Source organism: Streptomyces sp. NPDC002573 (genome assembly GCF_042889625.1).
GTDB lineage: Bacteria > Actinomycetota > Actinomycetes > Streptomycetales > Streptomycetaceae > Streptomyces > Streptomyces gibsoniae.
In genome coordinates, this window is sequence record NZ_JBIARC010000043.1 from 53,221 (window position 1) to 77,104 (window position 23,884).

Sequence of the window (23,884 nt, forward strand, 5' to 3'; positions counted from 1 at the left end):
GCGCTCCCACAGTACCTGACCCATACACGTCCCGCACGTTCCCCGCCCGAGCCGCAGCGCGTACGAACGGGTCCAACCAATGCAGTTGGCCGGGGGGTCGGCACGTCAGGCAACAGGAGGACGCAATGCGCACGAGTACCCGCCGGTCCCACAGGCTGGTGGCCTTCGCGGCCGTCGCCGCGCTGGCCACGGGTCTGCTGGCCGGCTGCGCCAACGACTCGGACGGCGGCTCGCCGGACGCGAGCGGCGGTGGCGGCAAGGGCAAGACCACCTTGACGATCGGCACGTTCGGCGTCTTCGGCTACAAGCAGTCCGGTCTCTACGACGAGTACATGAAGCTGCACCCGGACATCTCCATCAAGGAGAACGTCACCACCCGCACCGACGTCTACTGGCCGAAGGTCCTCACCCGTCTGCAGGCCGGTTCCGGTACGGACGACGTCCAGGCGATCGAGGTCGGCAACATCACCGAGGCGGTGGAGACGCAGGCCGCCAAGTTCGTCGACCTCGGCAAGGAGGTCGACAAGTCCCAGTGGCTGGACTGGAAGCTGGCCCAGGCCACCACCAAGGACGGCAGGACGATCGGGCTCGGCACGGACATCGGCCCGATGGCGATCTGCTACCGCAAGGACCTGTTTCAGAAGGCCGGTCTGGAGACGGACCGCACCAAGCTCGCCGCCCTGTGGAAGGGCGACTGGGCCAAGTACGTCGACCTCGGCAAGCAGTACATGAAGAAGGCGCCGAAGGGCACCAAGTTCGTGGACTCGGCCGCCTCGGTCTACAACGCGGTGCTGGGCGGCGCGAGCGTGCGCAACTACGACAAGGACGGCAACGTCGTCTGGGACAAGTCCGAGGGCGTGAAGAAGGCCTGGGACGTCGCCATGACCGCGGCGACGAGCAACATGTCGGCGAAGCTGAAGCAGTTCGACCCGACCTGGGACCAGGGCTTCGCCAACGGCACCTTCGCCACGGTGGCCTGCCCGGCGTGGATGATCGGCTACATCGAGCAGAAGTCCGGTGACTCCGGCAAGGGCAAGTGGGACGTGGCGGCGGCCCCGACCGCGTCGAACTGGGGCGGCTCCTTCCTCGGCGTGCCGACGGCGAGCAAGCACCAGAAGGAGGCCATCGCCCTGGCGAAGTGGCTGACCGCACCCGAGCAGCAGGCGAAGGTCTTCGCCAAGCAGGCCAGCTTCCCGTCGACCCCGTCGGCGTACGCGAACCTCACGCCGCAGGCCGACACCACCGCCTACTTCTCGAACGCACCGCTCACACAGATCTTCTCCGACTCGGCCAAGACCATCCCGTCGCAGCCGCTCGGTCCCAAGGACAAGCCGATCGACAGCGCGATCACCGACATCGGCATCCTCCAGGTCGAGCAGAAGGGCAAGACCCCGGCCCAGGGCTGGGACGCGGCCACCAAGGAGATCAAGGACGTGCTCGGCCAGTGACCCGCTCCCAAGAGGCTCTCGCGCACCCCGCGTCGAGCGCCGAGGCCGCGCCCGGCAGCCAGCCGGGCGCGGCCCGGGGCGCTCACGGTCGCGGTACGCCGCCGGCGGGCGCCGGCTCCTGGCGCAGCCGGCTGTACCGCTGGGACATGAAGGCGTCGCCGTATGTGTTCATCGCCCCGTTCTTCGTCGTCTTCGGGGCCTTCTCGCTGGTCCCGCTGCTCTACACGGCCTGGTACTCGCTGCACAGCGTGCAGCTGTCCGCGCTGGACCATCAGACCTGGGCGGGGCTGGACAACTACAAGAACCTGTTCTCCTCGGAGTTCTTCTGGAACGCGCTGGAGAACACCTTCACCATCGGTGTGATCTCCACGGTGCCGCAGCTCCTCGCGGCGCTGTGGCTCGCGCATCTGCTCAACTACCGGCTGCGCGGCTCGACCGTCTGGCGGGTCGTGATGCTCACCCCGTACGCCACCTCGGTGGCCGCGGCGACGCTGGTCTTCACGCTGCTGTACTCCTGGGACGGCGGCATGGTCAACTGGCTGCTGCACTTCGTCGGCGTCGGCCCGGTCAACTGGCGGGAGTCCGACTGGGGTTCGCAGTTCGCTGTGTCCTCGATCGTGATCTGGCGGTGGACCGGCTACAACGCGCTGATCTATCTGGCGGCGATGCAGGCGATCCCCAGCGATCTGTACGAGTCGGCGGCACTGGACGGCGCGGGGCGCTGGCAGCAGTTCCGCCATGTGACGGTGCCGATGCTGCGGCCGACGATCCTCTTCACGGTGATCGTCTCCACGATCGGCGCGACGCAGCTCTTCGGAGAGCCCCTGCTGTTCGGCGGGGCCAGCGGCTCCAAGGGCGGCTCCGAGCACCAGTACCAGACGCTCGGCCTGTACATGTACGACCAGGGCTGGATCATCGGCAACCTCGGCAAGGCCTCCGCGATCGCCTGGTCGATGTTCCTGATCCTGCTGGTGGTGGCCGTGGTCAACATGCTGCTCTCCCGAAGGCTGAGGAAGTCCCAATGACCTCAAGTGATCTGACGCTGCCCGGGGCGACCGGGAAGGGGACGGCACGGGGCGAGCGGCGGCGTCCCCGGGTGATGGGCGCGGGAAAGCAGCTGGACGCGGGCCCGGTCACCTACGTCGTCCTGACCGTCTTCGCACTCGTCTCGCTGGCGCCGCTGGTGTGGACGGCGATCGCGGCATCCCGCACCGACCGCCGGCTCGCCGAGACGCCGCCGCCGGTGTGGTTCGGCGGGAACCTGTTCAAGAACCTCCAGGCGGCCTGGGACCAGGCCGGGCTCGGCACCGCGATGTTCAACTCGACGCTCGTCGCGGCCACCATCACCGTCAGCACGGTCCTGTTCTCCACGCTGGCCGGATTCGCCTTCGCCAAGCTGCGGTTCCGGTTCTCCGGTGCGCTGCTGCTGCTGACGATCGGCACGATGATGATCCCGCCGCAGCTGGCCGTCGTACCGCTGTATCTGTGGATGTCCGACCTCGGCTGGTCCAACCAGCTCCAGACCGTCGTGCTGCCGACGCTGGTGACGGCCTTCGGCACGTTCTTCATGCGGCAGTACCTGGTGCAGGCGCTGCCCACCGAGCTGATCGAGGCGGCGCGGGTGGACGGTGCGAGCAGTCTCCGGGTGGTGTGGCATGTGGTCTTCCCCGCGGCGCGGCCCGCGATGGCCGTGCTCGGCCTGCTGACCTTCGTGTTCGCCTGGAACGACTTCCTGTGGCCGATCATCGCCCTCAACCAGCAGAACCCCACCGTGCAGGTCGCGCTCAACTCGCTGGGCACCGGGTACGTCCCCGACCAGGCGGTCATCATGGCCGGCGCTCTGCTCGGCACGCTGCCGCTGCTGATCGCCTTCCTGCTGTTCGGGAAGCAGATCGTGGGCGGGATCATGCAGGGCGCGATCAAGGGCTGACCGCCGCCCGCGCCCGACCGGCTCGCGCGAGGGACCACCTCCCGCGCCGCCCCTGACGTCCGGGGGCCGGGTCACCGCCGCCCCGGCCCCTTTCCCCTATCCCCCTCCTCCTCCGAACCACCGCGGATCCGCCGGGCCCCCTGGCCCGTCGGGTCCCGCACCACCGTCGGTCTCCTCGACCAAAAATGGGAGCGCTTCCATGCCTGAGTCCGCAACGCCCGTGACCTTCCCCCCTGCCTTCCTCTGGGGCGCGGCGACCTCCGCGTACCAGATCGAGGGGGCGGTGCGGGAGGACGGCCGTACCCCCTCCATCTGGGACACCTTCAGCCATACGCCGGGCCGGACGGCCGGTGGCGAGACCGGTGACATCGCTGTCGACCACTACCACCGCTATCGCGAGGACGTCGCGCTGATGGCCGAGCTGGGCCTGTCGGCGTACCGCTTCTCCATCTCCTGGTCACGGGTGCAGCCGACCGGCCGGGGCCCCGCGGTCCAGCGGGGCCTGGACTTCTACCGCCGTCTGGTCGACGAGCTGCTCGCCCATGGCATCCGGCCCGCGATCACCCTCTACCACTGGGACCTGCCGCAGGAGCTGGAGGACGCGGGCGGCTGGCCGGAGCGCGACGTGGCGTACCGGTTCGCCGAGTACGCGCGGATCGTGGGCGAGGCGCTGGGCGACCGCGTCGAGCAGTGGATCACCCTGAACGAGCCGTGGTGCAGCGCTTTTCTGGGCTACGGCTCCGGGGTGCACGCCCCGGGCCGTACGGACGCGGCGGCTTCGCTGCGCGCCGCGCACCATCTGAACCTGGCCCATGGCCTCGGCGCCTCCGCGCTGCGGTCCGTGATGCCGGCCCGCAACTCGGTCGCGGTGAGCCTGAACTCCTCGGTGGTGCGCACGGTGTCGCAGGACCCGGCGGACCTGGCGGCGGGCCGGAAGATCGACGACCTGGCGAACGGGGTCTTCCACGGCCCGATGCTGCACGGGGTGTACCCGGAGACGCTGCTCGCCGCGACGGCCTCCGTCACGGACTGGTCGCAGGTGCGGGACGGTGACCTGGCGATCATCAACCAGCCGCTGGACGCCCTCGGCCTGAACTACTACACCCCGGCGCTCGTGTCCGCGGCCGGCGAGGCGAGGGCGAGCGGCCCGCGGGCGGACGGTCACGGCGCGAGCCCGTACTCGCCCTGGCCGGGCGCGGACGACGTGGCCTTCCACCAAATGCCCGGCGAGCGCACGGAGATGGGCTGGTCCATCGATCCGAGCGGACTGCACGACCTGCTCATGCGGTACTCGCGGGAGGCGCCGGGGCTGCCGCTGTACGTCACGGAGAACGGCGCGGCGTACGACGACAAGCCGGACCCGGACGGCCGCGTGCACGACCCGGAGCGGATCGCGTATCTGCACGGGCATCTGTCGGCGGTCCGCCGCGCCCTCGACGACGGCGCCGAGGTGCGCGGCTACTACCTGTGGTCCCTGATGGACAACTTCGAGTGGGCCTACGGCTACGAGAAGCGGTTCGGGGCGGTGTACGTGGACTACGCGACGCTGGCCCGCACCCCGAAGTCGAGCGCGCACTGGTACGGCCGGGCGGCCCGGACGGGCACGCTGCCGCCGGCGACCGCCTGACCGTCCGGGGCGCGGCACGGGGAGGGGAGTGCCGCGCCCCGGGTTCGCCGGGGACTACTTGAAGGCGGCGAACGCCTTGGAGAAGGCGAACTTCTCCTGGGCGATCGAGCTGCAGGTCGCGTCCGCGGTGGGCTTGGGGCCGCCGTCGCAGGCCTTGTCGCGGGCGGCCGACCACATCGACAGCCCGCCGAGTCCCTTGGACTTGGCGAAGTCGACCAGCTGGGTGGCGTCGTCGACCTTGAAGACCTCGGACGAGACGTCGTTGACGCCGATCATCGGGGTGACCGCGACCGTCTTCCAGGCGGCGCTGTCGGAGAGGGCGAGCACGCTCTTGATCTGCGCCTGGGTGGCGGTGGCGGCCTGCACGGCGTAGGTGCCCATGTCGCCGCTGTACGCGGGGCCGTAGTCCATCGCCATGATGTTGACGGCGGAGATCTTCACGCCGTTCGCCTTGGCGTCGGCCAGGAGGTTCACGCCGTCCTGGGTGAGGCCCTCGGGCATCACCGGCAGGGTGAACGAGACGTCCAGGCCCGGGTGCTGCTGCTGAAGCTTGGCGATGGCCTCTGCGCGGCGCGTGTTCGCGGCCGCGTTCGGCAGCGCGCCGCCCTCGACGTCGAAGTCGACCTTGGTGAGCTTGTAGGCGTCCACGGCCTTCCCGTACGCCGCCGCGAGCGCGTCCGCCGAGGAGCATGTGGTCGCCAGCTCCGAACCGGAGGCGCCACCGAAGGAGACGCGTACGTCGCCGCCCTTGGCGCGCAGGTCGCCGATCTGGGCGGCCACCGCGTCGCTGCCGACGGCCGTGACACCGCCCCACTTGGGCGTGCAGCCGCCGCCGTCGGTGACGAAGGCCAGGTTGTAGGTCTTGACCCCCGTCGCGTTCGCGGAGGCGAGCAGATCGAAAGCCGGGAAGAGGGAGGTGTCGACGTACGGGGCGAAGCCGGCGCCGGTGGTCGTGCCGGAGTCGGAGGTCTGGGTGGGGACCGGAGTGGCCGGGGCGGAGGGCGTCCGGGTGGCCGATGCCGTGGGGGTCGGCCTGGTGGTCGCCGGCTGGGTCGGCGCCGGGGTCTCGGGCCGGGTGGGGCGGCCGCTCGGCTCGGGCGTCGCGCCGCCGTCCGCCGAGCACTTCGCTCCGTCTATGAGACAGCCGGTCGGATCGCCCGACCCGGTCACCACGAAGCCCACGGTCACCGACTCGCCCGCGGTCAGTCCGTCCTTGTCCCAGGACGGCGGCCGTACGGTGACGTGCTGTCCGCTCACCGTCGACGTGCCGTCCCACAGGGAGCTGAGCTTCGCACCGGAGGGCAGGTCGAACTGCAGCGTCCAGTCGTCCTTGGCCTTGCCGCTGTCGTTCGTGACGACGTACTGCGCGGTGTATCCCGTCGACCACTCGCTGGTCTTGGTGTACACGGCGCCGACCGCGGCGGCGTGTGCCGTCCCGGTGATCAGGATCGCCCCGCCGCCGACGACGGAGGCGGCGACGAGACCACCGATCACCTTGTTCCGGACGCTGATCGTGCGCCGGTGCGTACTGCTCATCGCGTGCCTGCCTTCACTGCTCACGGGGGGAGGGTGCGGCAGCACGCTAGCGAGCCGAAATCGGTCAAACGTCCTGTTCCGGACGCCGGTTGTGGATCTTAGGGTGCGCTTAAGGAAGGGATCGGGGACGGTTAAAGGTCGAGACCAATCTGCCGGGGCGGCGGCGCCGCACCGACCCTCGGTGCCCCCGCCGCACCGGGGCCCGCCCGTCCAGCTGGAACCAGATCCGCACCTCCGTGCCGCCCAGCACCGACGAGCCGATCCGCACGTCCCCGCCCGTCGCCTCCGCGAGCCGGCGCACGATGTCCAGCCCGAGGCCCGTCGAGCCGTCACTGCCCGAACCGCGCCCGCGGGCCATCGCCGCCTGCGGGTCGGCGATGCCCGGCCCGGCGTCGGAGACCAGCACGATCACCGCGTCCTCACCGTTGTGCACATCGACCGCGAACGCCGTGCCCTCCGCGGTGTGCCGGAAGACGTTTCCGAGCAGTGCGTCGAGCGCGGCCGCGAGATCGGCGCGGGCCACGGGTATCCGCACCGGGCGGTCGGCCCCGGCCACCCGCCACTTGCGGCCCTCGTCCTCGGCGAGCGCCGACCAGAACTCCATCCGCTCACGGACCACTTCGGCCGCGTCGCACCCGGCGCCCGGGCCCGCCGTCGCGGTCTGCGGCTTGGCCTCGCGGGCCGTGCGGATGATCGTGTCCACCTCGCGTTCCAGCTGCGCCACGGCCGTGCGCGTCTGCTCGGCGGCCGGCCCCTCGCCGAGCGAGGCCGCGTTCAGCCGCAGCACGGTCAGCGGGGTGCGCAGCCGGTGGGACAGATCCGCCGCCAGCTCCCGTTCGTTCGCCAGCAGTTGTACGACCTGGTCGGCCATCGAGTTGAACGCGACCGCCGCCAGGCGCAGTTCGGTCGGCCCCTCCTCCGGGACCCGCGCCCCGAGCTTTCCCTCCCCCAATTCGTGCGCGCCCTCCACCAGGCGCTGCGCGGGCTGCACCATCCGCACCCCGAGCCGGTCGGCGACCGCCACCGAGCCGATGATCAGGGCGATGCCGACCCCGGCGAGCACCGCCCAGGCCGTGCCGAGTCCGTTGGTGACCTCGGCGTCGGGCACGTACACCTCGACCACGGCGATCGCACCGGAGCTGATCGCGGTGGGCTGGAGCAGCGTGGAGCCGCCCGGGACCTCGCTGGTGGAGGCGCGGCCCAGCCGGCGGGTGGCCGCGATGTCCTTGTCGGTGGCGCGCCGGCGGCCGATGTCGATCGCCTTCGTGCCGTCGCCCGCCGGTATGTGCACCGCGATCCCGTCGTCGGAGCCCGCCGAGGCCACGACCCGCTCCAACTCGTCCCGGTCGGTGGTGATGGAGAGCGCGGGCGCGATCGCGGCGGCCTCCCGCTCCGCGTTCGAGAAGGCCCGGTCGCGGGCCATCTCCTTGATGACCAGCCCGAGCGGGACCGCGAAGGCGATCACCACCATCGTGGTCACCGCCACGCAGACCTTGACCAGTGCCCACCTCATGGCCCGGGCTCCGTCCTCGGCGGTTCCAGCTTCACGCCGACGCCCCGGAGGGTGTGCAGATAGCGGGGCCTGGCCGCGGTCTCCCCCAGCTTCCGCCGGAGCCAGGAGAGATGGACGTCGATGGTCTGGTCGTCCCCGTAGGACTGCTGCCACACCTCGGCGAGCAGCTCCCGGCGCGGGACCACCACACCGGGCCGGCCCGCGAGAAAGGCGAGCAGGTCGAACTCACGGCGGGTCAGATCGAGCCGGGCGCCGTCGAGTTCGGCGTGGCGGCGCAGGGGGTCGATGGCGAGGCCGCCGACCCGGAGGACCGGCCGCGGGGCGGCCTCCGCCGCGACCGCGCGGGAGCGGCGCAGCACCGCCGCGATCCGTGCCGACAGGTGCTCGACCGAGAACGGCTTGGTCAGATAGTCGTCCGCGCCCGCGTTGAGCAGGCGGACGATCTCCGTCTCGTCGTCCCGTGCGGTGGCGATGATGACCGGTACGTCGGTGATGCCGCGCAGCATCTTCAGCGCCTCGGCCCCGTCCAGGTCGGGCAGTCCGAGGTCGAGGATCACGACGTCGAAGGAGAGATGGGCGACCTCGCGCAGCGCCTCCAGCGCCGTGCCGACGCTGCGCACCGTGTGCCCGGCCTCGGTCAGGTGCCTGATGAGCGCGGAGCGCACGAACTGGTCGTCCTCCACCACGAGCACACTTGCCATGGGCCGCACCGTACGCCATACGGGGGAGCCCGGCCGGGGCCTGTGGACAACTCCGGTGCGCCAACGGGACAAACGGAACTGTGTGCGACCCGTGAGACACGCATGGGGCTCGTGAGGCACTATGGCCGGGATGCTCAGAGGACTCGTACACGTACTGGCCTGGTCGCTCGCCACAGGTGCGGCGGTCACGCTGTCGTGGTGGGGTGTCCACACGGTGATGGCGGGCACCGCCTACGACCCGCCGCGCGCCCTGCCCATCACGGCGGGCGGCGCCAGAGCGCAGGGCGCCGCGGCACCGCTGACGTCGTCGACGGAGCGGCCGGAGGCGTCGCGGAGTCCCCAGGGGAAGCCGACGCCGAGCCCGAAGCCGGCCTCCTCCGAGACGGCCGGCACCCGTCGCACACCGACCGCGGCCACGCCGTCGCCCTCGCCCTCCGCCTCCTCCTCGGGCCAGGTCAAGAGCTACGACACCGACGGCGGACGCGTGGTCTTCGACCTCGGTGACATCTCCGCGACGCTGGTGTCGGCCACGCCCGGGGCGGGCTGGTCGATGCAGGTGTGGAAGACGGAGTCATGGATCCGGGTGGAGTTCACCTCGGGTGCCAACCGGGTGTCGGTGTTCTGCACCTGGCACGACGGGCCGCCGCATGTGGAGATCGGAAACTACTGATCACGAACTGCCTGCCGACCGGCCGGTGTTCAGCGGAACACCGAGGGCGGCGGCGCCGGTGACGCCACCGCGGCCGCGTCCGTGACCGCCGCCGCACCACCGGTGAAGTCGGCCAGTGCCCTGCCGTGCTCCACGCGCGCGGGGTGCGGGTCCGAGGCGGCGCGCCGGGTCAGTTCGGCGACCGGCAGCGGATGGGCCGAGGCCACCAGGACGGCGTTGCCGAAGCGCTTGCCGCGCAGCACGGCCGGGTCGGCGACCAGCGCCAGTTCGGGGAAGACGGCCGCCGCGGTCGAGATCTGGCCGCGCAGATGGGCCAGCGGCGGGCCGTCGGCGAGGTTGGCCGCGTACACGCCGCCGTCCTTCAGTGCCCTGCGGACCTCGGTGAGGAACTCGACCGAGGTGAGGTGTGCCGGGGTGCGCGCCCCGCTGAACACGTCCACGATGACCAGGTCCGCCCAGCCGTCCGGTATCTTCGCGAGCCCTTCGCGGGCGTCCGTGGAGCGCACCCTGATGCGGGCGTTCGGGTCCAACGGCAGCGTGCGCCGCACGAGTTGGACGAGGGCCGCGTCACGCTCGACGACCTGCTGGGTGGAGCGGGGGCGGGTGGCGGCGGTGTAGCGGGCGAGGGTGAACGCGCCGCCGCCCAGGTGCACGGCCTGCACGGGACGGCCGGGCGGCGCGACCAGGTCGATGAGATGGCCGAGGCGGCGCTGGTACTCGAAGGCGAGATGGGCCGGGTCGTCGAGATCGACGTGCGACTGCGGGGCGCCGTCGATGAGCAGAGTCCAGGCACGCGCCCGGTCCCGGTCGGGTACGAGCTGGGCGAGCCCGCCGTCGACCGCCTCGACGACGGCCTCGGCGCCCTGTCCGCGCCGCGCGTTCCGTGACCTCCCCATCCCGCCATTATCGGGGGCATCCGGGGGTCCGGCCGCTCGGGGCCGACGGGCCCCGCGGCGGGGTTCCGCGCTGTCCGCGCGCGCTTACCGACAGTTGTCCGCGGCCTCGATCAGCCGGGCCGCCTCGTCGAGCGCCTCGCGCAGCACCGCCGGGTCCGTGGCCAGTTCCGCGTCGCCGGGCGGGAGCAGCCAGCCGGTGCCCTCGGCCTGGAGCCGCTCCGCGACGAGGCTCAGGCCCTTTCCGTCCGTCTGGGTGCAGGTGCTGCCCGGGACGTCCCACGCGTCGGCAGTGCCCGGCGGGACCAGGAAGCCGAGGGTGTCGCAGCCGCCGTCGTGCAGGACGGGGCCGACGCAGTCGCCCGCGCCGCGGCGGAGGATGTCGACCGCTTCGAGGCCCTGCCGGGCCGGGACGGTCACGAGGTCGGGAGCCGGGTGCGGCGGTGCGCCGCGCTCCGGCGCAGGGCGCGCGGTCGACGACTGCGTACCGAACTCGGTGCTCTGCCTGGTCTGCATCCCGGCCTCCAACGGAACCCCTCCTCGACGGTGAGTTGGGTCGGGAGTTCGGGCGGCTCCCGGTCCACAGCGTTCAACGCGGCGGAACGTCAACGGCAACGGCACAACACCGCCGTCAAGGATGGCAGTTCATGGCAGATCGCGCATGAGATATCCGGTTTGTAGCCAAACCGTGCATGACGGCACCCGTGGGGCAGGTACTTTCTTGCACCGCCGGACACAGGGAGCCAACTGGCACCACACGGACAAGCCATCCTGAATCCGGCATGGTTCGACGGTTCGCAAGAGAGGGCCCGGCCATGAGTACGTCCCAGTCCCCCAGGCCACCGCGGCCGAACCTCGCCTTCCGGCAACTGCGCGGACAGCGCTCGCCGAGCGAGTTCGCCGCGGCGGTGCGGCGCGCCGCACGCGAGATCGGCGAGCGCGTCAGCTGTGACGCTCGTTACATCGGCCGGGTGGAGGCGGGTGAGATCCGCTGCCCCAACTACGCCTACGAACGCGTGTTCCTCCATATGTTCCCCGGTCACACACTCGCGGACCTGGGATTCGCCCCTCGCTCTTCCGTACGCGGAAGGGGGGCGCACACCGACGAGGAGGCGCCCCCCTTGTGCCGCGGCAATGTCCCGCATGCTCCCGGTGAGACCCCGAGGGCGCGTGAGACGTATGACATGCGGGACACCCGAGCCATCCACGCAACGTACGAGTCGTACGGCACACGCCCGGACGACGAAGAGAACCACGAGGAGAGCGACGTGCAGCGTCGCGCATTCATGACCGGGGGCACCGCCACCGTGGCGGTCGCCTCCATGAGCCCGCTCGGACTCACCGGCGGCGGCACGGCGACGGCCGCCGAACGCCCCGTCCACCGTGCGGGCACGTCCGAGGCGAACGCCCTCGAGGAGGCCGTACGCAAGATCAGACTGCTCGACGACCGGCACGGCGCGGACGGCCTCTACCGACGCGCGGCGGCTCCCCTGCGGGCCGCCTATGCGCTGCTCGACGCGGGCACGACCCGGCAGGCGGTCGCGGAACGGCTGTACGCGGGCGCGGGTGAACTGGCCATCTCGGTGGGCTGGCTGGCACACGACTCGGGGCGTTTCGACGACGCCCGCTCGCACTACGCCGAGGCGTTGGCCACCGCCCGGATGTCCGGGGACCCGGCCCTGGAGGCGCATGCCTTCTGCAACACGGCCTTCCTCGCCCGCGACGCCGGCCGGCCACGGGAGGCCGTACGGACGGCGCAGGCCGCCCAGCGCGCCGCCCGGCCCCTCGGCTCGCACCGCCTGATGTCGCTGCTGGCGCTGCGGGAGGCGGGCGGCTGGGCGGGCCTCACGGACCGGGCGGGCTGCGAGCAGGCGCTGGCCCGGGCGCAGGCCCTGTTCGAGCGGGGGACGTCGGACGCCGACCCCGAGTGGATGACCTTCTACGGAGAGGCCGAGCTGGAGGGCCTGGAGGCGCAGTGCTGGTCGGCGCTGGGCGACTGGCCGCGCGCGGCCCGGCACGCCCGGCGTGCCGCGCATCTGCAAGACCCGCACTTCTCCCGGAACATCGCCCTGTACACCGCGGAACTGGCCGACGACCTGGCCCGCGGCGGGCGCCCCGACGAGGCGGCCCAGGCGGGTCTGCGCGTCCTGGACCTCCTGGACCAGGTCCAGTCGTCCCGGATCCTGACCATGCTGGCGGGCACCGCGCGCGTGCTGCTGCCGCACCGGCGGGCATCGGGGGTGTCGGCGTTCCTCGACCGCCATGCGAGCCTGCCGCGCATGGCCTGAGGAACCCGAGGAACACTGCGGCCGCGGCCGCCCGGCGGGGTCTCAGACCGCCAGGTGGCCGCAGTCGTTCCAGGACTCGATCGCCGGCTCCCCGTACGCCCATCCCAGCACCGACAACGACGTGGGGTTGAGCCTGATCCGCGCGGCGAAGTCCAGCGGCAGGCCCAGCCAGCGCGCCCCGATGGACCGCAGGATGTGACCGTGGGCGAAGACCAGGACGTCACGGTCCGCCGCGCGGGCCCAGGCGACGACCTCGTCCGCGCGCGCGGAGACCTCGGCGAGGCTCTCCCCCTCGGGGACGCCGTCACGCCAGATCAGCCAGCCCGGCCGGATCGCCTGTATCTCGGCCGGCGTCATCCCCTCGTACGCCCCGTAGTCCCACTCCATCAGCGTGTCCCAGGTGCTGGCCCGCTCGCCGAACCCGGCCAGCTCGCACGTCTCACGCGCACGTACCAGCGGACTCGTGCGCACCTCGACGTCCCGCAGCCCCTCGAAGGGCGCCCGGTGCAGCCGCTCGCCCAGGAGCTTGGCGCCCCGCCGGCCCTCTTCAAGGAGCGGCACATCCGTCCTCCCGGTGTGCTTGCCGGACAGCGACCAAGCCGTCTGTCCGTGCCGGGCCAGCAGGATGCGCGGTGCCATGAGGGGCCTTTCCGGGAGAAATCAGCGAGGGGTCCCTCCATCATCTCCCACCCCGCTCCCGGGCAACCCGGGGGGCGATCCCTGCGTCTTTGAGGGCCGGGGCGCCCCGCCGGGCCGTCCTCGGACGCCGTAAAGTGGCACGGCCGGACGGCCGGGGGCCGCCGCAGAGAAGGGGGAGGGCGAATCGGATGCCGCAGGCCGAGACACCAGGCGCGGGGGAGGGCCGCCCGGCCCGGCTGCGCTGGTGGACCGAGCTGCCCCTGATCCTCCTGGTGTACGGCTCGTACTCCGCGGGCCGGCTGCTCGCCCGGGGTGACGTCTCCGACGCCGTCGACCACGGTCTGGCGCTCCTGCGCCTGGAGAAGCTGCTCCACATCAACGCCGAGCATCCGCTGAACCGTCTCTTCACCCATGAGGCATGGCTGGGTATACCCGCCGACTTCTGGTACGCCTCGCTGCACTACCTGGTGACCCCGGCGATCCTGGTGTGGATGTTCAGGCGCCGCGCGGAGCACTACCGCGCGGTCCGCACCTGGCTCATGACGTCCACGTTCATCGGCCTGATCGGCTTCACCCTGCTGCCCACCTGCCCACCCCGCCTGCTCTCCCCCGACCACGGTTTCGTCGACACCATGGCCCAGTACAGCTCCTACGGCTGGTGGGGCGGCGACGCGAGCGCGCCGCGGGGTCTGGGGGGCATGACCAACCAGTACGCGGCCATGCCCAGTCTGCACGTCGGCTGGGCGCTGTGGTGCGGAGTGATGCTGTGGCGCCACGGCCGTACCCGCTGGGCGAAGGCGGCGGGCGTCGCCTATCCGCTGCTGACCGCGCTCGTCGTGATGGGCACCGCGAACCACTACCTCCTCGACGCCGTCGCGGGCGTCGCCACCATGGGCGTCGGCCTCCTGCTCAGCAGGCCGCTGATGCGGGCCGTGGACACGGTCAGGACCCGGCTGCGGGCGCGGACCGCTCCCGTCACGGCTGCCCCAGGGACCGCGGGTTCCCCGATTGTCAGCGCCGGATGCCAGACTTCGACGGGTGAGCGAATTCCCCGACAGCGCAACTCCCGCACCGGGCCGGAAGCCGAGCCGGGTGCCTCTCCCGCGGACGCGGGGGACGGCGCTCCGGCAGCAACTCGCTGACCTGCGCGGCGCTTCCGTACCGCCCAAGGCGCTCGACGCGCGCGCCCTCGCCGCGCTCGCCGCGAACCCCGGGTGCAGGCGGCGCGCGCTCCTGGACGGCGCGGGGGTGGACAAGGCGGCGCTGGCGGGTGCGCTCGGCGCCCCGTCGGGGTTCGGACAGTCGCAGTTCGCCTTCATGCGGGGCAACGCCTTCGAGGCCCGGGTCAAGGCGGACGGCGGTGCGGAACTGCTCCGCCTGGTGCACGAGAAGCTGGACCCGGCCGCCGCGGCGCCGGACGAAGCCCTCGTCCCCGATCTCACCGCCGTCGGCCCCGAGGGCCGCACCGCCCGGACGGCGCTGGCGCTGCGCGAGGCCGTCGAGGCACGCACCTGGACTCTGCTCGACCACCCGATGCTCGTCCTGGACGTGGCGGGCTCCCCTGCGTTCCTGGAGCCGGACGCGGTGGTCGTCCATCCCGACGGCAGCTGGACCGTCGTGGAGATCAAGTCCTTCCCCCTGCTGGACGGTTCGGCGGACCCGGCGAAGGTCGGAGCCGCCGCACGCCAGGCCGCGGTCTACGTCCTGGCGCTGGAGGAGGTCGCCGCCCGCCTCGGCGCGGAACCGGACGCCCCCGCGCCCGTGGTGCGCCACCGGATCCTCCTGGTGTGCCCCAAGGACTTCTCCAACCTGCCCGCCGCCTCCCCGGTCGACATCCGCAAGCAGCGCGCGGTCACCCGCCGCCAGTTGGCCCGCCTCACCCGGATCGAGGAGATTGCGGACGCCCTCCCCGAGGGCCTGTGCCTCGCGCCCGACCTGCCCCAGGAGGAACTGGCGGCCGCCGTCGAGTCGGTCCCCGCGGCCTACGCGCCCGAGTGCCTGGCCGCCTGCGAGATGGCCTTCCACTGCCGTGCGCGTGCCCGCGCGGAGGGCGCCGTGACGTCCTACGGGCGGTCGCTGCGCGCTGACCTGGGCGGCCTCGCGACGGTGGACGACGTCCTGGCCGCCGCCCACGGCAGCGCCGGGGACCCGGACGACCCGGCGGTGGCGGCCCTGCGCCGGGCGGCACGGCTGCGTGCCGAGGCGCTCGGGGCCCTGGAGGGCGCCGTATGTCGCTGATCGCCACCCTCGCCCGGCTGGAGGCCGTGCGGTCGGGGCACGCCCAGCCCGCCGCCACCGTCCGGCACCGGCACCTGTCCGACCGCCCCCTCGTCCTCGTGCCGCTCACCACCGCCGGTGAGGCCGGGGCACCGCTCGGCGCGCTCGTCGGCATCGACCGGGACACGCCCCGGCTGCTCGTCGTGCCCCAGCCGCGCGACCGCGACCTCCGGTTCGCGTTCCTCGCCGCCCTCGCCGACATCGTCCTGCCCTACGTCGACGGGTACGGCGAAGCGGTCGAGGCCGCCGAGCGCACCGAGACCGATCCCGAGACCGGCAAGCGGGTCAAGGTCGAGGTCGAGCTGTGCGCGGACGCCCCGCAGCTGATCGTGCCGAGCCGGGCGGGCATCGACTTCGTACGGCTGCTGGGGCGCTCCATGCGGTTCCGCCGCACCGCCGAGCAGGACCCGGAGACCCCGCATCCGGCGCCACCCCGGGTGCCGCTCCTCGGCCGCTGGCTCACCCACTTCGGGGAGCGCGCCCGGGTGCCCGGCTCCGCGCTGCTGCTCGCCCTCACCGAGGTGCTGGCGCGGCACTGGACGACCGGGCAGTCGAGCCTGGAGGACCAGCATCTGGGCGCGCTGCTCGCCTGGATCGACCCGCCGGAGGGGACCTCGGGCGCGGAGGCGGCGCTGTGGGCCGAGCTGGCGCGGGACGCGGAGGGCCAGCTGCTGTGCCCGCCGGCCGGACCCGCCACCGACCCGGCCTTCGACAACGAGCTGCTCGCCCCCGCCATCGAGCGCTACGACCGCGCGCGAGCCCGGCTCGCCGCCGCCGAGGACGGTGTCGAGGCGGACGACCGGTTCGGTGAACTGTCCGCCGCCGAGGGGGAGATCCGGGCGCTGGTGGAGAGCCGTACGCGGCCGACGTGGGATGCCGTGTGGCGCGGGCTCGATCTGCTGCGCGCGCTGCCGGACAGCGCGCATGCCGAGGTGCGGTGGACCCGCGACCGCTGGTCGTTCACCGGCCACCGGGACCGGGTGCTGGCCGGGGAGCCGCCCCAGCCGCGCCACGACGACGCGGTCACCGCGGCGAACAAGCTCGCCACGCGCGAGCGCGAACAGGCCCGGCTGGACGCCCAGGAGGCGCTGGACGACCCGCTGGTGATGGCCGGGCGGCGGCTGGCCGGGGAGGCGTTCGCGGGCGAGGTCACGGATGTCGTGATGGCTTACAGCGAGGGCAAGCGCCCGAGCCCCCGCCCGCTGGTGACCGTACGGACCGAGGACCTGCCGCATCTCGGGGAGGGCGCCAAGGTGTTCCGGTCGCTGGGCGGAAAACCGCAGGGGGCCGAGTTCGTCGGCTACGAGGACACGGGCGAGGACGGCCGGGAACACGACGGGGGCGGCGCGGAGAGCGCCCTCGTGGTGCTGCGCATCGTCGACAAGATGGGCCGCGGCAAGGAGCCGGAGGCCGGATCCGTGCCGGAGAAGGGCGACCGCGTCTGCTTCACGCTGTTCGAGCACGAGCAGCGCGGCGGGGCGAAGCTGCCCGAGCCGGAGGAGACACCCTGGACCCATGGCGGGCCGCCGGGCGAGGCCGACGCGACGCCAGGGCCGGACCCGGTGACCGAGGAGGACGTGCTGTGACCGTGTTCGCCCGGCCGGGCGGGGACTTCGACCCCGGGACCGCGGCCACCCGGGCCACCGACGCGATCCTGCGGGACACGCTGCACGGCGCGCACCGCGGGGTCGTCGTGGACTCGCCGCCGGGTGCCGGGAAGTCGACGCTCGTGGTGCGGGCAGCACTCGAACTGGCCTCCGCAGGGCGCCCGTTGATGGTCATCGCACAGACCAACGCGCAGGTGGACGACCTGGTGCTGCGGCTGGCGGAGAAGGACCCGGACCTACCGGTCGGCCGGCTGCACAGCAGCGATCCGGACCCCTACGACAAGGCCCTCGACGATCGGCCGAACGTCCGCAAGTCGACCAAGGCGAAGGAGCTGGCGGGCCTGGACGTCGTCATCTCGACCGCCGCCAAGTGGGCGCACGTCAAGGACGTCGAGCCATGGCGGCACGCGATCGTCGACGAGGCGTACCAGATGCGCTCGGACGCGCTGCTGGCGGTGGCTGGACTGTTCGAACGGGCGCTGTTCGTGGGCGACCCGGGCCAGCTGGACCCGTTCGCGATCGTGGGCGCGGAGCAGTGGGCCGGTCTGTCGTACGACCCCTCGGCGTCGGCCGTGACCACACTCCTGGCCCACAACCCCGAGCTGCCGCAGCACCGGCTGCCGGTGTCGTGGCGGCTGCCGGCTTCGGCGGCGCCACTGGTGTCGGACGCGTTCTATCCGTACACGCCGTTCCGCAGCGGTACGGGGCACGGGGACCGGAGACTGACGTTCGGTGTGCCCTCGGACGGCTCGGGCCCCGACCGGGTGATCGACGAGGCGGCCGAGACCGGCTGGGGGCTCCTCGAACTCCCCGCCCGGCACACCCCGCGCACGGACCCGGAGGCGGTACGGGCGGTCGCGACGGTCGTACGACGGCTGCTGGACCGGGGCGGGGCGGCGGTCTCGGAACGCGCGACGGAGCCGGCGCCGCTGACCGCGGACCGCATCGCCGTCGGCACCGCGCACCGTGACCAGGCGGCGGCGGTGCGCTCCGCGCTGGCGGAGCTCGGGGTGGCGGATGTGACGGTGGACACGGCCAACCGGCTCCAGGGCCGGGAGTTCGATGTGACGGTGGTGCTGCACCCGCTGTCGGGTCGACCGGACGCCACGGCGTTCCATCTGGAGACCGGGCGGCTGTGCGTGCTGGCGTCCCGGCACCGGCACGCGTGCATCGTGGTGTGCCGGGCGGGAGTGACGGAACTGCTGGACGACCACCCCTCGACCGAGCCGGTGCAACTGGGGGTGACGGTGAAGTTCCCGGACGGCTGGGAGGCGAACCACGCGGTGCTGGCGCATCTGTCCGAGCACCGGGTGGCGTGGCGGCCCTGAGGCACCCCGGGCCACGAGGGGCGGGAACATCGCCGGGCCCGGCTGCCTTGAGAGGGCCGGAGCCGTGTGGCGTGCGGAGCACGGGCGGGCGCTTTCCGCTCGGTTCCCGCGCTCTTGCGGCGCCGCGCGACAATGGACGGTGGCCCACCCGCGAGGGGAGCCACCCGAACCGTACGAGGAGGAGAAGACATGGCGGAGCCCACGCCGCGTCGGAACGAGCCGCGGCTACGCCCCGCGCCCCTGCTCTTCGAGCCCGAGGAGGCGGCCTCCGACCCGGAACACTTCTTCGACCTGGAGTCGATCGACGACCCGCGGGCACTGCTCACGCGGGCGACCGAGCTGGCCCAGGCGTTCCGTGCTGCCACGGACCGCGCGGTGGAGTACCAGGCCATCGCCGCCGCCCAGCTCGCCGATCCGCGCCGCTTCGACCGGCTGACCCCGGCGGCCATCGCCGAGCGGGCGGAGTGGACCGAGGACTACGCGAAGAAGATGGTGGAGTTCGGGCAGGACCTGCTGCGGGGCGCCGAGTCGAGCGGCCCCGAGAGCCTGGGCTGAGCGTCCGCCGCACCACTCGACCGAATGATCTTCTGGCATATGCGGCGGCACGATACTGCGCCCGGGCCTTCGGTGTCCCGGTTTTCCGCAACTCTCGGAGACGGACCGCTCACGCCCGGTACATCTGACTGTCATGAGCAGTCGAGCGCCGTTCACCGAGCCGTTCCGCCCCACCTCGGAGGGGGCCGCGTGGCTCGCCTCCGCAGGAACGTATCCGCGTAGCACGGCGGCGTACTGGGCGGAGCGGCCCACCGCCCCTGTCGTGCTGCCGTGCGGCACCGCGTTCGACGTGGTGAGCGCCCCCGCGATCTTCGGGCGGCGGATGCTCGACCGGCTCTGGGGCGAGGGGCCGGGCTCCGGGCCGGTCGCCGAGCACCGGGGGCGCATGCTGCTGTTCACGGCCCCCGGCACGGCCCGGCGGCTGCCGGCGCTGCTGGACTGGGAGGAGTGGGGCGGTCGCACCCCGGCGGTGCCGCCGCTGCTGTGCCATGGCTCCGGGGACGCCGTCACCGTGCCCGCGAGCAGCCCCACCACCCCCGCCGCCGGCCCCGGCAGCCGCTCCGAGTCCCGCTGGCTCGTCGCGCCCGACACCCGCCATCCCTGGCTTCCCGGGCCGGAAGTCGTCCTGTGGGCGGCGGTCCGGGCGGCCCGGGCGGCCGCCTCCTCTGCCGTACGGATATCGATTTTTCCTCCCGCCGACCAGGGTGCTAAGGTCTACGACGTCAGCAGGCGCCGCTAGCTCAGTTGGTTAGAGCAGCTGACTCTTAATCAGCGGGTCCGGGGTTCGAGTCCCTGGCGGCGCACGATGGCGATGGCGAGTCGTGTTCGCGGAAAGCGCGAACCGGCTCGCCATCGCTGTTTTTGCGCGGCTTCCCCGCGCGCTGTGGGGGCCACGCCACCCACACCCCCCGCACCACGCCACGGGAGCCGCCCGTTTTCAAGGCGCCCATGTTCGCGGATCCCCACGCCATGGTCACTGCCGAGTGATCCGTACCGTCCAGGCCCCCGTGGCCGTGCGGTCCTCCACCTCCACCCGTACGTTGTCGCCGGGCACGGTGAAGCTCTCCCCCACCTCCACGGGCGCGTCCGCCAGGGCCGGGTACACCGAGGTGTTCCCGCAGGCCGAGGAGTGCGGATGGGCGTCGAGGACCTCGATCGGGCCGCCGCCGGACGCCGTGTCGCCGTGGACGCGATAGACGAGGACCCCCTGGGTGCAGGTCGCACTGTCGTTCCCGGTGGCATCGCGCGCCTCCAGGGCGAGCACACTGTCGGGCCCGGTGCGTACGACCGCCAGTTTGGTGCCGTGCCCGGACCCGAACGCCTCCACTCCGGGCCCGAAGGGCCGCTCCCGCTCCTTCCCGGAGTCCGCGGGAGAGCCCGCGTTCACCGCCACCTCCGGCACTCCCTGCTCTCCCGCCCCCAGCGGCTCAAGCGTCACCCGTGTGCTCCCCCTGCCCCGCACACACACCACCTGGCGGTCGTCCAGCCAGCCCAGCTTCCACTTGTGCCAGGCGAAGAGATCCGGGGCCAGGCCGAACTGGCTGCCCATGAGGTCCCAGTCGCCGACATAGGTGTCCCAGTCGCCCTTGCCGTCCACCGGCCGGTGGTAGAGGTCGGGCAGATCGAAGACATGCCCGGTCTCATGGGCGAGCACCAGCCGGTCCGGCGGATGTTTCTCGAAGACCGTGACCACACGGCGCACATCCGTGCCGTCGGCCTGCAACGGGGTCTCCAGATTGACCACCTTCGTCGCGTCCGAGTCGATGCCGGGCGCGTCCGGGTCGGCCACGAAGTACACGACGTCGTACCGCGAGAAGTCGACATCCTTGTCCGCCACGGCGAGGGCGTCGTGCAGATACGCGCTCCGGTGATCGGGGTCCCAGTCACGCTGTACGCCGTACGAGACGGAGGGGTGGGGCATCCGGATCCAGTGGTCCAGCGGATGCGGCCGCACCGTGAACCGGCCGTAGGAGGCCCGGTCGAAGAAGCGGCTGGTGGCCGGGAAGTAGTCCGAGGTCAGCTCGGCCGTCGTGGTCGTCGGCACGGAGTCCGGGAAGGACAGGAAGATCAGGACCGCGTCCAGCGGCCGGGTGGGCCGCGTGTAGGCGGCGTTCCAGGTGTCGATGCCCTCCGAGTGGTGTGCCTCGCTCCGGGTGAGTTCGCAGAACGCGTCGAGGGAGCCGAAGAGCGCAGGGCCCGTGACGAGCGTGGTCGCGACCAGCGCCGTCATCGAGGTGGCCGCGGCGACGGTCCGGCGCACGACGAAGGGCGTCCGTCCGCGGGCGCGTGGCCACAGAGCCTCGCGGCTGAACCCCCTGCTGGGGAACGGACGCGGCACGTCGACCTCCGGGTGCGATTCGGGCAAGTACGCACCCAGCCTTGTCTTATTTGTATGACTACGCCCTGTTTGTCTGCCCCAGAAGGGTGAGAGGCCGTCAGTCGGGGGAAAGGCCAGGAGGGAAACCGCGACGGCCGGGGGGAGGGGCAGTGCGGGCGGGAGCACACACCGGCGCACGAGCGCCGAGGGGGCGGCCGACATGGGCCGACACCCCGAGTACTCACGGAACGTCACAGTCGAAGGCGGCCTGATGGACCGGGGCAAGGTGCGAGCAGAAACGATCTGTCAGACCATGTGCTCGTTCCGGGAGACTGGACAGCGGCTGGAAGGCCCCTGTAGCAGCCTCTATGATCGGCACACTTTCCTGCACGAACACGGCTCGTGCGGCCGCACCCCGAGCGGCCGTCGACCCCGACGAGACCCACGAGATCCGTACGTAGAACGAGTGCACTGCGGGAGCGAGCGGTGAGCGGAATGTCCGAAGGGCAGGCGCGCGCGGCAGACCTCGTCGGCCCGGCCGTCACAGAAAGTCACGCGAACACGTCATCCGGTACGCCTGAACCACCGCCCCTCCTCGGGACGTGTCCGCTGCCGCCTCCCGCGGACGCGCTGCCGCAACCGGGCGCCGCCGCCTCCCCGCAGTCCGCCTCACCACCGACCCGCCGCCCGCAATCCCCTTCCTTCGGCGCCGTGTTCGCCGCCGCGCCGCACGCCATGGCGGTCGTCGACCGGGAGGGCCTGGTGGTCACCGCCAACGACACCCTGGGCGAACTGCTCGGCACCGGCACCGACGGCCTGCCCGGCAAGGTCGCCGCCGACCTGCTCGATCTGTCCTCCGACGCCCGCACCTGGCACGCGTACCGCGAGGTGCTGCGCGGCCGTCAGGCCCGGCTGCGCTGTGCGCGCCGCCTCAAGCACCCCGACGGGCACTCGCTCTGGGTGCAGGTGACCGTCACCCCGCTGCCCGAGACCGAGCGGGCCGTGCTGCTCTCGGTCTCGGACATCAGTGCCCGCCGGGAACTTCAGTCCCGGCTGCGCCACTTGCAGATGCACGACCCGATGACCCGGCTGCCCAACCGGACGCTGTTCTTCGAACGCCTGTCTGCCGCACTGGAGGCCGAGTCGTACGAGGAGAGCGGGACCGGCCGGATCGGGCTGTGCTACCTCGATCTCGACGGCTTCAAGGCGGTCAACGACACCCTCGGCCATCGCGTCGGCGACCGGCTGCTCGCGGCCGTCGCCGACCGCCTGACGCACTGTGCGGACGAGGCCGGCCACAACCGGGCCACCACTCCCCTGGTCGCCCGGCTCGGCGGCGACGAGTTCGCCCTGCTCGTCGAGGACTCGACGGGCACCGACCAACTCGCCGAGCTGGCCGAGTCGGTGCTCAAGGCGCTCCAGGCGCCGTTCGACCTGGCCGGGCAGCGGTTGTCGGTCTCGGCGTCCATCGGTGTGGTGGAGCGGCACGCGGCCGGGACCACGGCGACCGGTCTGATGCAGGCGGCCGACACGACGCTGTACTGGGCGAAGGCCGACGGGAAGTCCCGCTGGACCCTCTTCGACCCCGAGCGCAACGCCCACCGTATGACCCGCCAGGCCCTGTCCTCCGGTCTGCGCCCCGCCATCGAGCGGGGCGAGTTCGCCCTGGAGTACCAGCCTCTCGTGGGCATGGAGGACGGACGGGTGCGCGGCGTGGAGGCGCTGGTGCGCTGGCACCACCCGCAGTTCGGCACGCTGACGCCGAATCGGTTCATCGGGCTGGCGGAGGAGGACGGCTCGATCGTGCAGCTCGGGCGCTGGGTGCTGAAGACCGCCTGCCGCCAGGCCCGCCGCTGGCAGCTGGAGCGCCCCGACGAGCCGCCGATCTTCGTCAGTGTGAATGTGGCGGTGCGCCAGGTCTGGGACTCCGACCTGGTGGCGGACGTGGCCGGAACCCTCTCGGAGACCGGACTCGCCCCCCGTCTGCTGCAGTTGGAGCTGACCGAGTCCGCGGTCATGGGCTCGGCCGGCCGGCCGCTCCAGGCACTCCAGGCGCTCAGCGACATGGGGGTGCGCATCGCCATCGACGACTTCGGCACCGGCTACTCGAACCTCGCCTATCTCAGCCGGCTGCCGGTGTCCGTGCTGAAGCTGGACGGTTCGTTCGTCCGCGGTTTCCAGTACGAGGGCTCGGACGCCCACCACCCCAACCCCGCCGACGAGGTCGTCGTCGAGGCCATGATCCGGCTCGCCCACCGGCTGGGCCTGACGGTCACCGCGGAGTGCGTGGAGACCTCCGCGCAGGCCACCCGGCTGCGCCGGATCGGCTGCGACACCGGGCAGGGCTGGCTGTACTCGCGGCCCGTGCCGCCCGACCGCATCTCGGAGCTGGTGGAGGCGGAGACCTGCGGCCGTTCCTGACCGGCGGGGGGGGGGGCCCCGGGGGGGGCCCCCCCCCCCCCCCCGGGGGGGGGGCGGCGCGGGGGGGGGGGGGGGGGGTGGGGACGTTTGGCGCGCGCACCACCCCGCAGTGGGGTTGTGGTGGTAAAAAACAC

Annotated in this window: 20 protein-coding genes and 1 tRNA gene; 14 read left to right on the plus strand and 7 right to left on the minus strand. The window is 72.4% G+C overall.

The annotated features are described in order from the left end of the window. The first annotated feature begins 125 nt into the window (after positions 1 to 125). From ACFYX0_RS31845 to ACFYX0_RS31860, 4 genes are all read left to right on the plus strand, one after another. Positions 126 to 1,448, plus strand: a complete 1,323-nt coding sequence (locus ACFYX0_RS31845) for an ABC transporter substrate-binding protein (protein ID WP_388975333.1) — start codon at positions 126 to 128, stop codon at positions 1,446 to 1,448. Beyond that, positions 1,445 to 2,473 carry a carbohydrate ABC transporter permease gene (locus ACFYX0_RS31850; RefSeq protein WP_388975336.1) on the plus strand — a complete coding sequence of 343 codons (1,029 nt, stop codon included), beginning with the start codon at positions 1,445 to 1,447 and terminating at the stop codon, positions 2,471 to 2,473. Before ACFYX0_RS31845 ends, ACFYX0_RS31850 begins: the two co-directional genes overlap by 4 nt. Beyond that, complete coding sequence (locus ACFYX0_RS31855) at positions 2,470 to 3,378, plus strand: carbohydrate ABC transporter permease (protein ID WP_388975339.1); 909 nt, start codon at positions 2,470 to 2,472, stop codon at positions 3,376 to 3,378. Before ACFYX0_RS31850 ends, ACFYX0_RS31855 begins: the two co-directional genes overlap by 4 nt. A 199-nt stretch (positions 3,379 to 3,577) precedes the next feature. After that, positions 3,578 to 5,005: a GH1 family beta-glucosidase gene (locus tag ACFYX0_RS31860; protein WP_388975342.1), complete on the plus strand. Its 1,428-nt coding sequence runs from the start codon at positions 3,578 to 3,580 to the stop codon at positions 5,003 to 5,005. A 54-nt stretch (positions 5,006 to 5,059) separates the two neighbouring features. On the opposite strand, the gene ACFYX0_RS31865 is transcribed toward ACFYX0_RS31860, so the two are convergent. The 3 genes from ACFYX0_RS31865 to ACFYX0_RS31875 form a co-directional block, all read right to left on the minus strand. Beyond that, positions 5,060 to 6,541 carry a cellulose binding domain-containing protein gene (locus tag ACFYX0_RS31865; protein WP_388975345.1) on the minus strand — a complete coding sequence of 494 codons (1,482 nt, stop codon included), beginning with the start codon at positions 6,539 to 6,541 and terminating at the stop codon, positions 5,060 to 5,062. 109 nt (positions 6,542 to 6,650) lie between these two features. Then, positions 6,651 to 8,054, minus strand: a complete 1,404-nt coding sequence (locus ACFYX0_RS31870; protein WP_355904141.1) for a HAMP domain-containing sensor histidine kinase — start codon at positions 8,052 to 8,054, stop codon at positions 6,651 to 6,653. After that, positions 8,051 to 8,755: a response regulator transcription factor gene (locus ACFYX0_RS31875; protein WP_388975347.1), complete on the minus strand. Its 705-nt coding sequence runs from the start codon at positions 8,753 to 8,755 to the stop codon at positions 8,051 to 8,053. The genes ACFYX0_RS31870 and ACFYX0_RS31875 overlap by 4 nt, the downstream gene beginning before the upstream one ends. A 130-nt stretch (positions 8,756 to 8,885) precedes the next feature. Between ACFYX0_RS31875 and ACFYX0_RS31880 the strand changes: the two genes are divergently transcribed. Then, entirely contained in the window at positions 8,886 to 9,425 is a 540-nt protein-coding gene (locus tag ACFYX0_RS31880) for a hypothetical protein (RefSeq protein WP_388975350.1), read from the plus strand. Positions 9,426 to 9,454: 29 nt separating this feature from the next. Here the strand turns inward: ACFYX0_RS31880 and ACFYX0_RS31885 are convergent, their stop codons facing one another. Next, on the minus strand, positions 9,455 to 10,321 hold the full coding sequence (locus ACFYX0_RS31885; RefSeq protein WP_388975353.1) for a spermidine synthase: 867 nt from the start codon (positions 10,319 to 10,321) through the stop codon (positions 9,455 to 9,457). Between the two features lie 84 nt (positions 10,322 to 10,405). Further along, the gene (locus ACFYX0_RS31890) at positions 10,406 to 10,834 is read right to left on the minus strand and encodes a hypothetical protein (protein WP_355904153.1); all 429 of its coding nucleotides are present in this window, start codon (positions 10,832 to 10,834) and stop codon (positions 10,406 to 10,408) included. A gap of 299 nt (positions 10,835 to 11,133) precedes the next feature. Here ACFYX0_RS31890 and ACFYX0_RS31895 point away from each other — a divergent pair, with 299 nt between their 5' ends. After that, complete coding sequence (locus tag ACFYX0_RS31895; RefSeq protein WP_388975356.1) at positions 11,134 to 12,606, plus strand: hypothetical protein; 1,473 nt, start codon at positions 11,134 to 11,136, stop codon at positions 12,604 to 12,606. A 42-nt stretch (positions 12,607 to 12,648) separates the two neighbouring features. Here ACFYX0_RS31895 and ACFYX0_RS31900 read toward each other — a convergent pair whose 3' ends face one another. Then, positions 12,649 to 13,245, minus strand: a complete 597-nt coding sequence (locus ACFYX0_RS31900) for a histidine phosphatase family protein (protein WP_355904159.1) — start codon at positions 13,243 to 13,245, stop codon at positions 12,649 to 12,651. Between the two features lie 188 nt (positions 13,246 to 13,433). Here ACFYX0_RS31900 and ACFYX0_RS31905 point away from each other — a divergent pair, with 188 nt between their 5' ends. From ACFYX0_RS31905 to ACFYX0_RS31935, 7 genes are all read left to right on the plus strand, one after another. After that, a complete protein-coding gene (locus ACFYX0_RS31905; RefSeq protein WP_388975358.1) occupies positions 13,434 to 14,387 on the plus strand; it encodes a phosphatase PAP2 family protein in 954 nt (317 codons plus the stop codon). After that, the gene (locus ACFYX0_RS31910) at positions 14,338 to 15,483 is read left to right on the plus strand and encodes a hypothetical protein (protein ID WP_388975360.1); all 1,146 of its coding nucleotides are present in this window, start codon (positions 14,338 to 14,340) and stop codon (positions 15,481 to 15,483) included. Before ACFYX0_RS31905 ends, ACFYX0_RS31910 begins: the two co-directional genes overlap by 50 nt. Further along, positions 15,474 to 17,108, plus strand: coding sequence for a hypothetical protein (locus ACFYX0_RS31915; RefSeq protein WP_388975362.1), 1,635 nt, complete (start codon positions 15,474 to 15,476; stop codon positions 17,106 to 17,108). The genes ACFYX0_RS31910 and ACFYX0_RS31915 overlap by 10 nt, the downstream gene beginning before the upstream one ends. Further along, positions 17,105 to 18,457 carry an AAA domain-containing protein gene (locus ACFYX0_RS31920; protein WP_388975365.1) on the plus strand — a complete coding sequence of 451 codons (1,353 nt, stop codon included), beginning with the start codon at positions 17,105 to 17,107 and terminating at the stop codon, positions 18,455 to 18,457. Before ACFYX0_RS31915 ends, ACFYX0_RS31920 begins: the two co-directional genes overlap by 4 nt. A gap of 189 nt (positions 18,458 to 18,646) precedes the next feature. Next, a complete protein-coding gene (locus tag ACFYX0_RS31925) occupies positions 18,647 to 19,012 on the plus strand; it encodes a hypothetical protein (protein WP_355904171.1) in 366 nt (121 codons plus the stop codon). Between the two features lie 133 nt (positions 19,013 to 19,145). After that, positions 19,146 to 19,751: a bifunctional DNA primase/polymerase gene (locus ACFYX0_RS31930; protein WP_355904174.1), complete on the plus strand. Its 606-nt coding sequence runs from the start codon at positions 19,146 to 19,148 to the stop codon at positions 19,749 to 19,751. Beyond that, positions 19,742 to 19,815 (plus strand) — tRNA-Lys (locus ACFYX0_RS31935). Before ACFYX0_RS31930 ends, ACFYX0_RS31935 begins: the two co-directional genes overlap by 10 nt. Positions 19,816 to 19,985: 170 nt before the next feature. Here ACFYX0_RS31935 and ACFYX0_RS31940 read toward each other — a convergent pair. After that, a complete protein-coding gene (locus tag ACFYX0_RS31940; RefSeq protein ID WP_388975368.1) occupies positions 19,986 to 21,272 on the minus strand; it encodes a M6 family metalloprotease domain-containing protein in 1,287 nt (428 codons plus the stop codon). Positions 21,273 to 21,815: 543 nt separating this feature from the next. Here ACFYX0_RS31940 and ACFYX0_RS31945 point away from each other — a divergent pair. Further along, positions 21,816 to 23,750, plus strand: a complete 1,935-nt coding sequence (locus ACFYX0_RS31945) for a putative bifunctional diguanylate cyclase/phosphodiesterase (protein ID WP_388975371.1) — start codon at positions 21,816 to 21,818, stop codon at positions 23,748 to 23,750. Positions 23,751 to 23,884 lie beyond the last annotated feature (134 nt).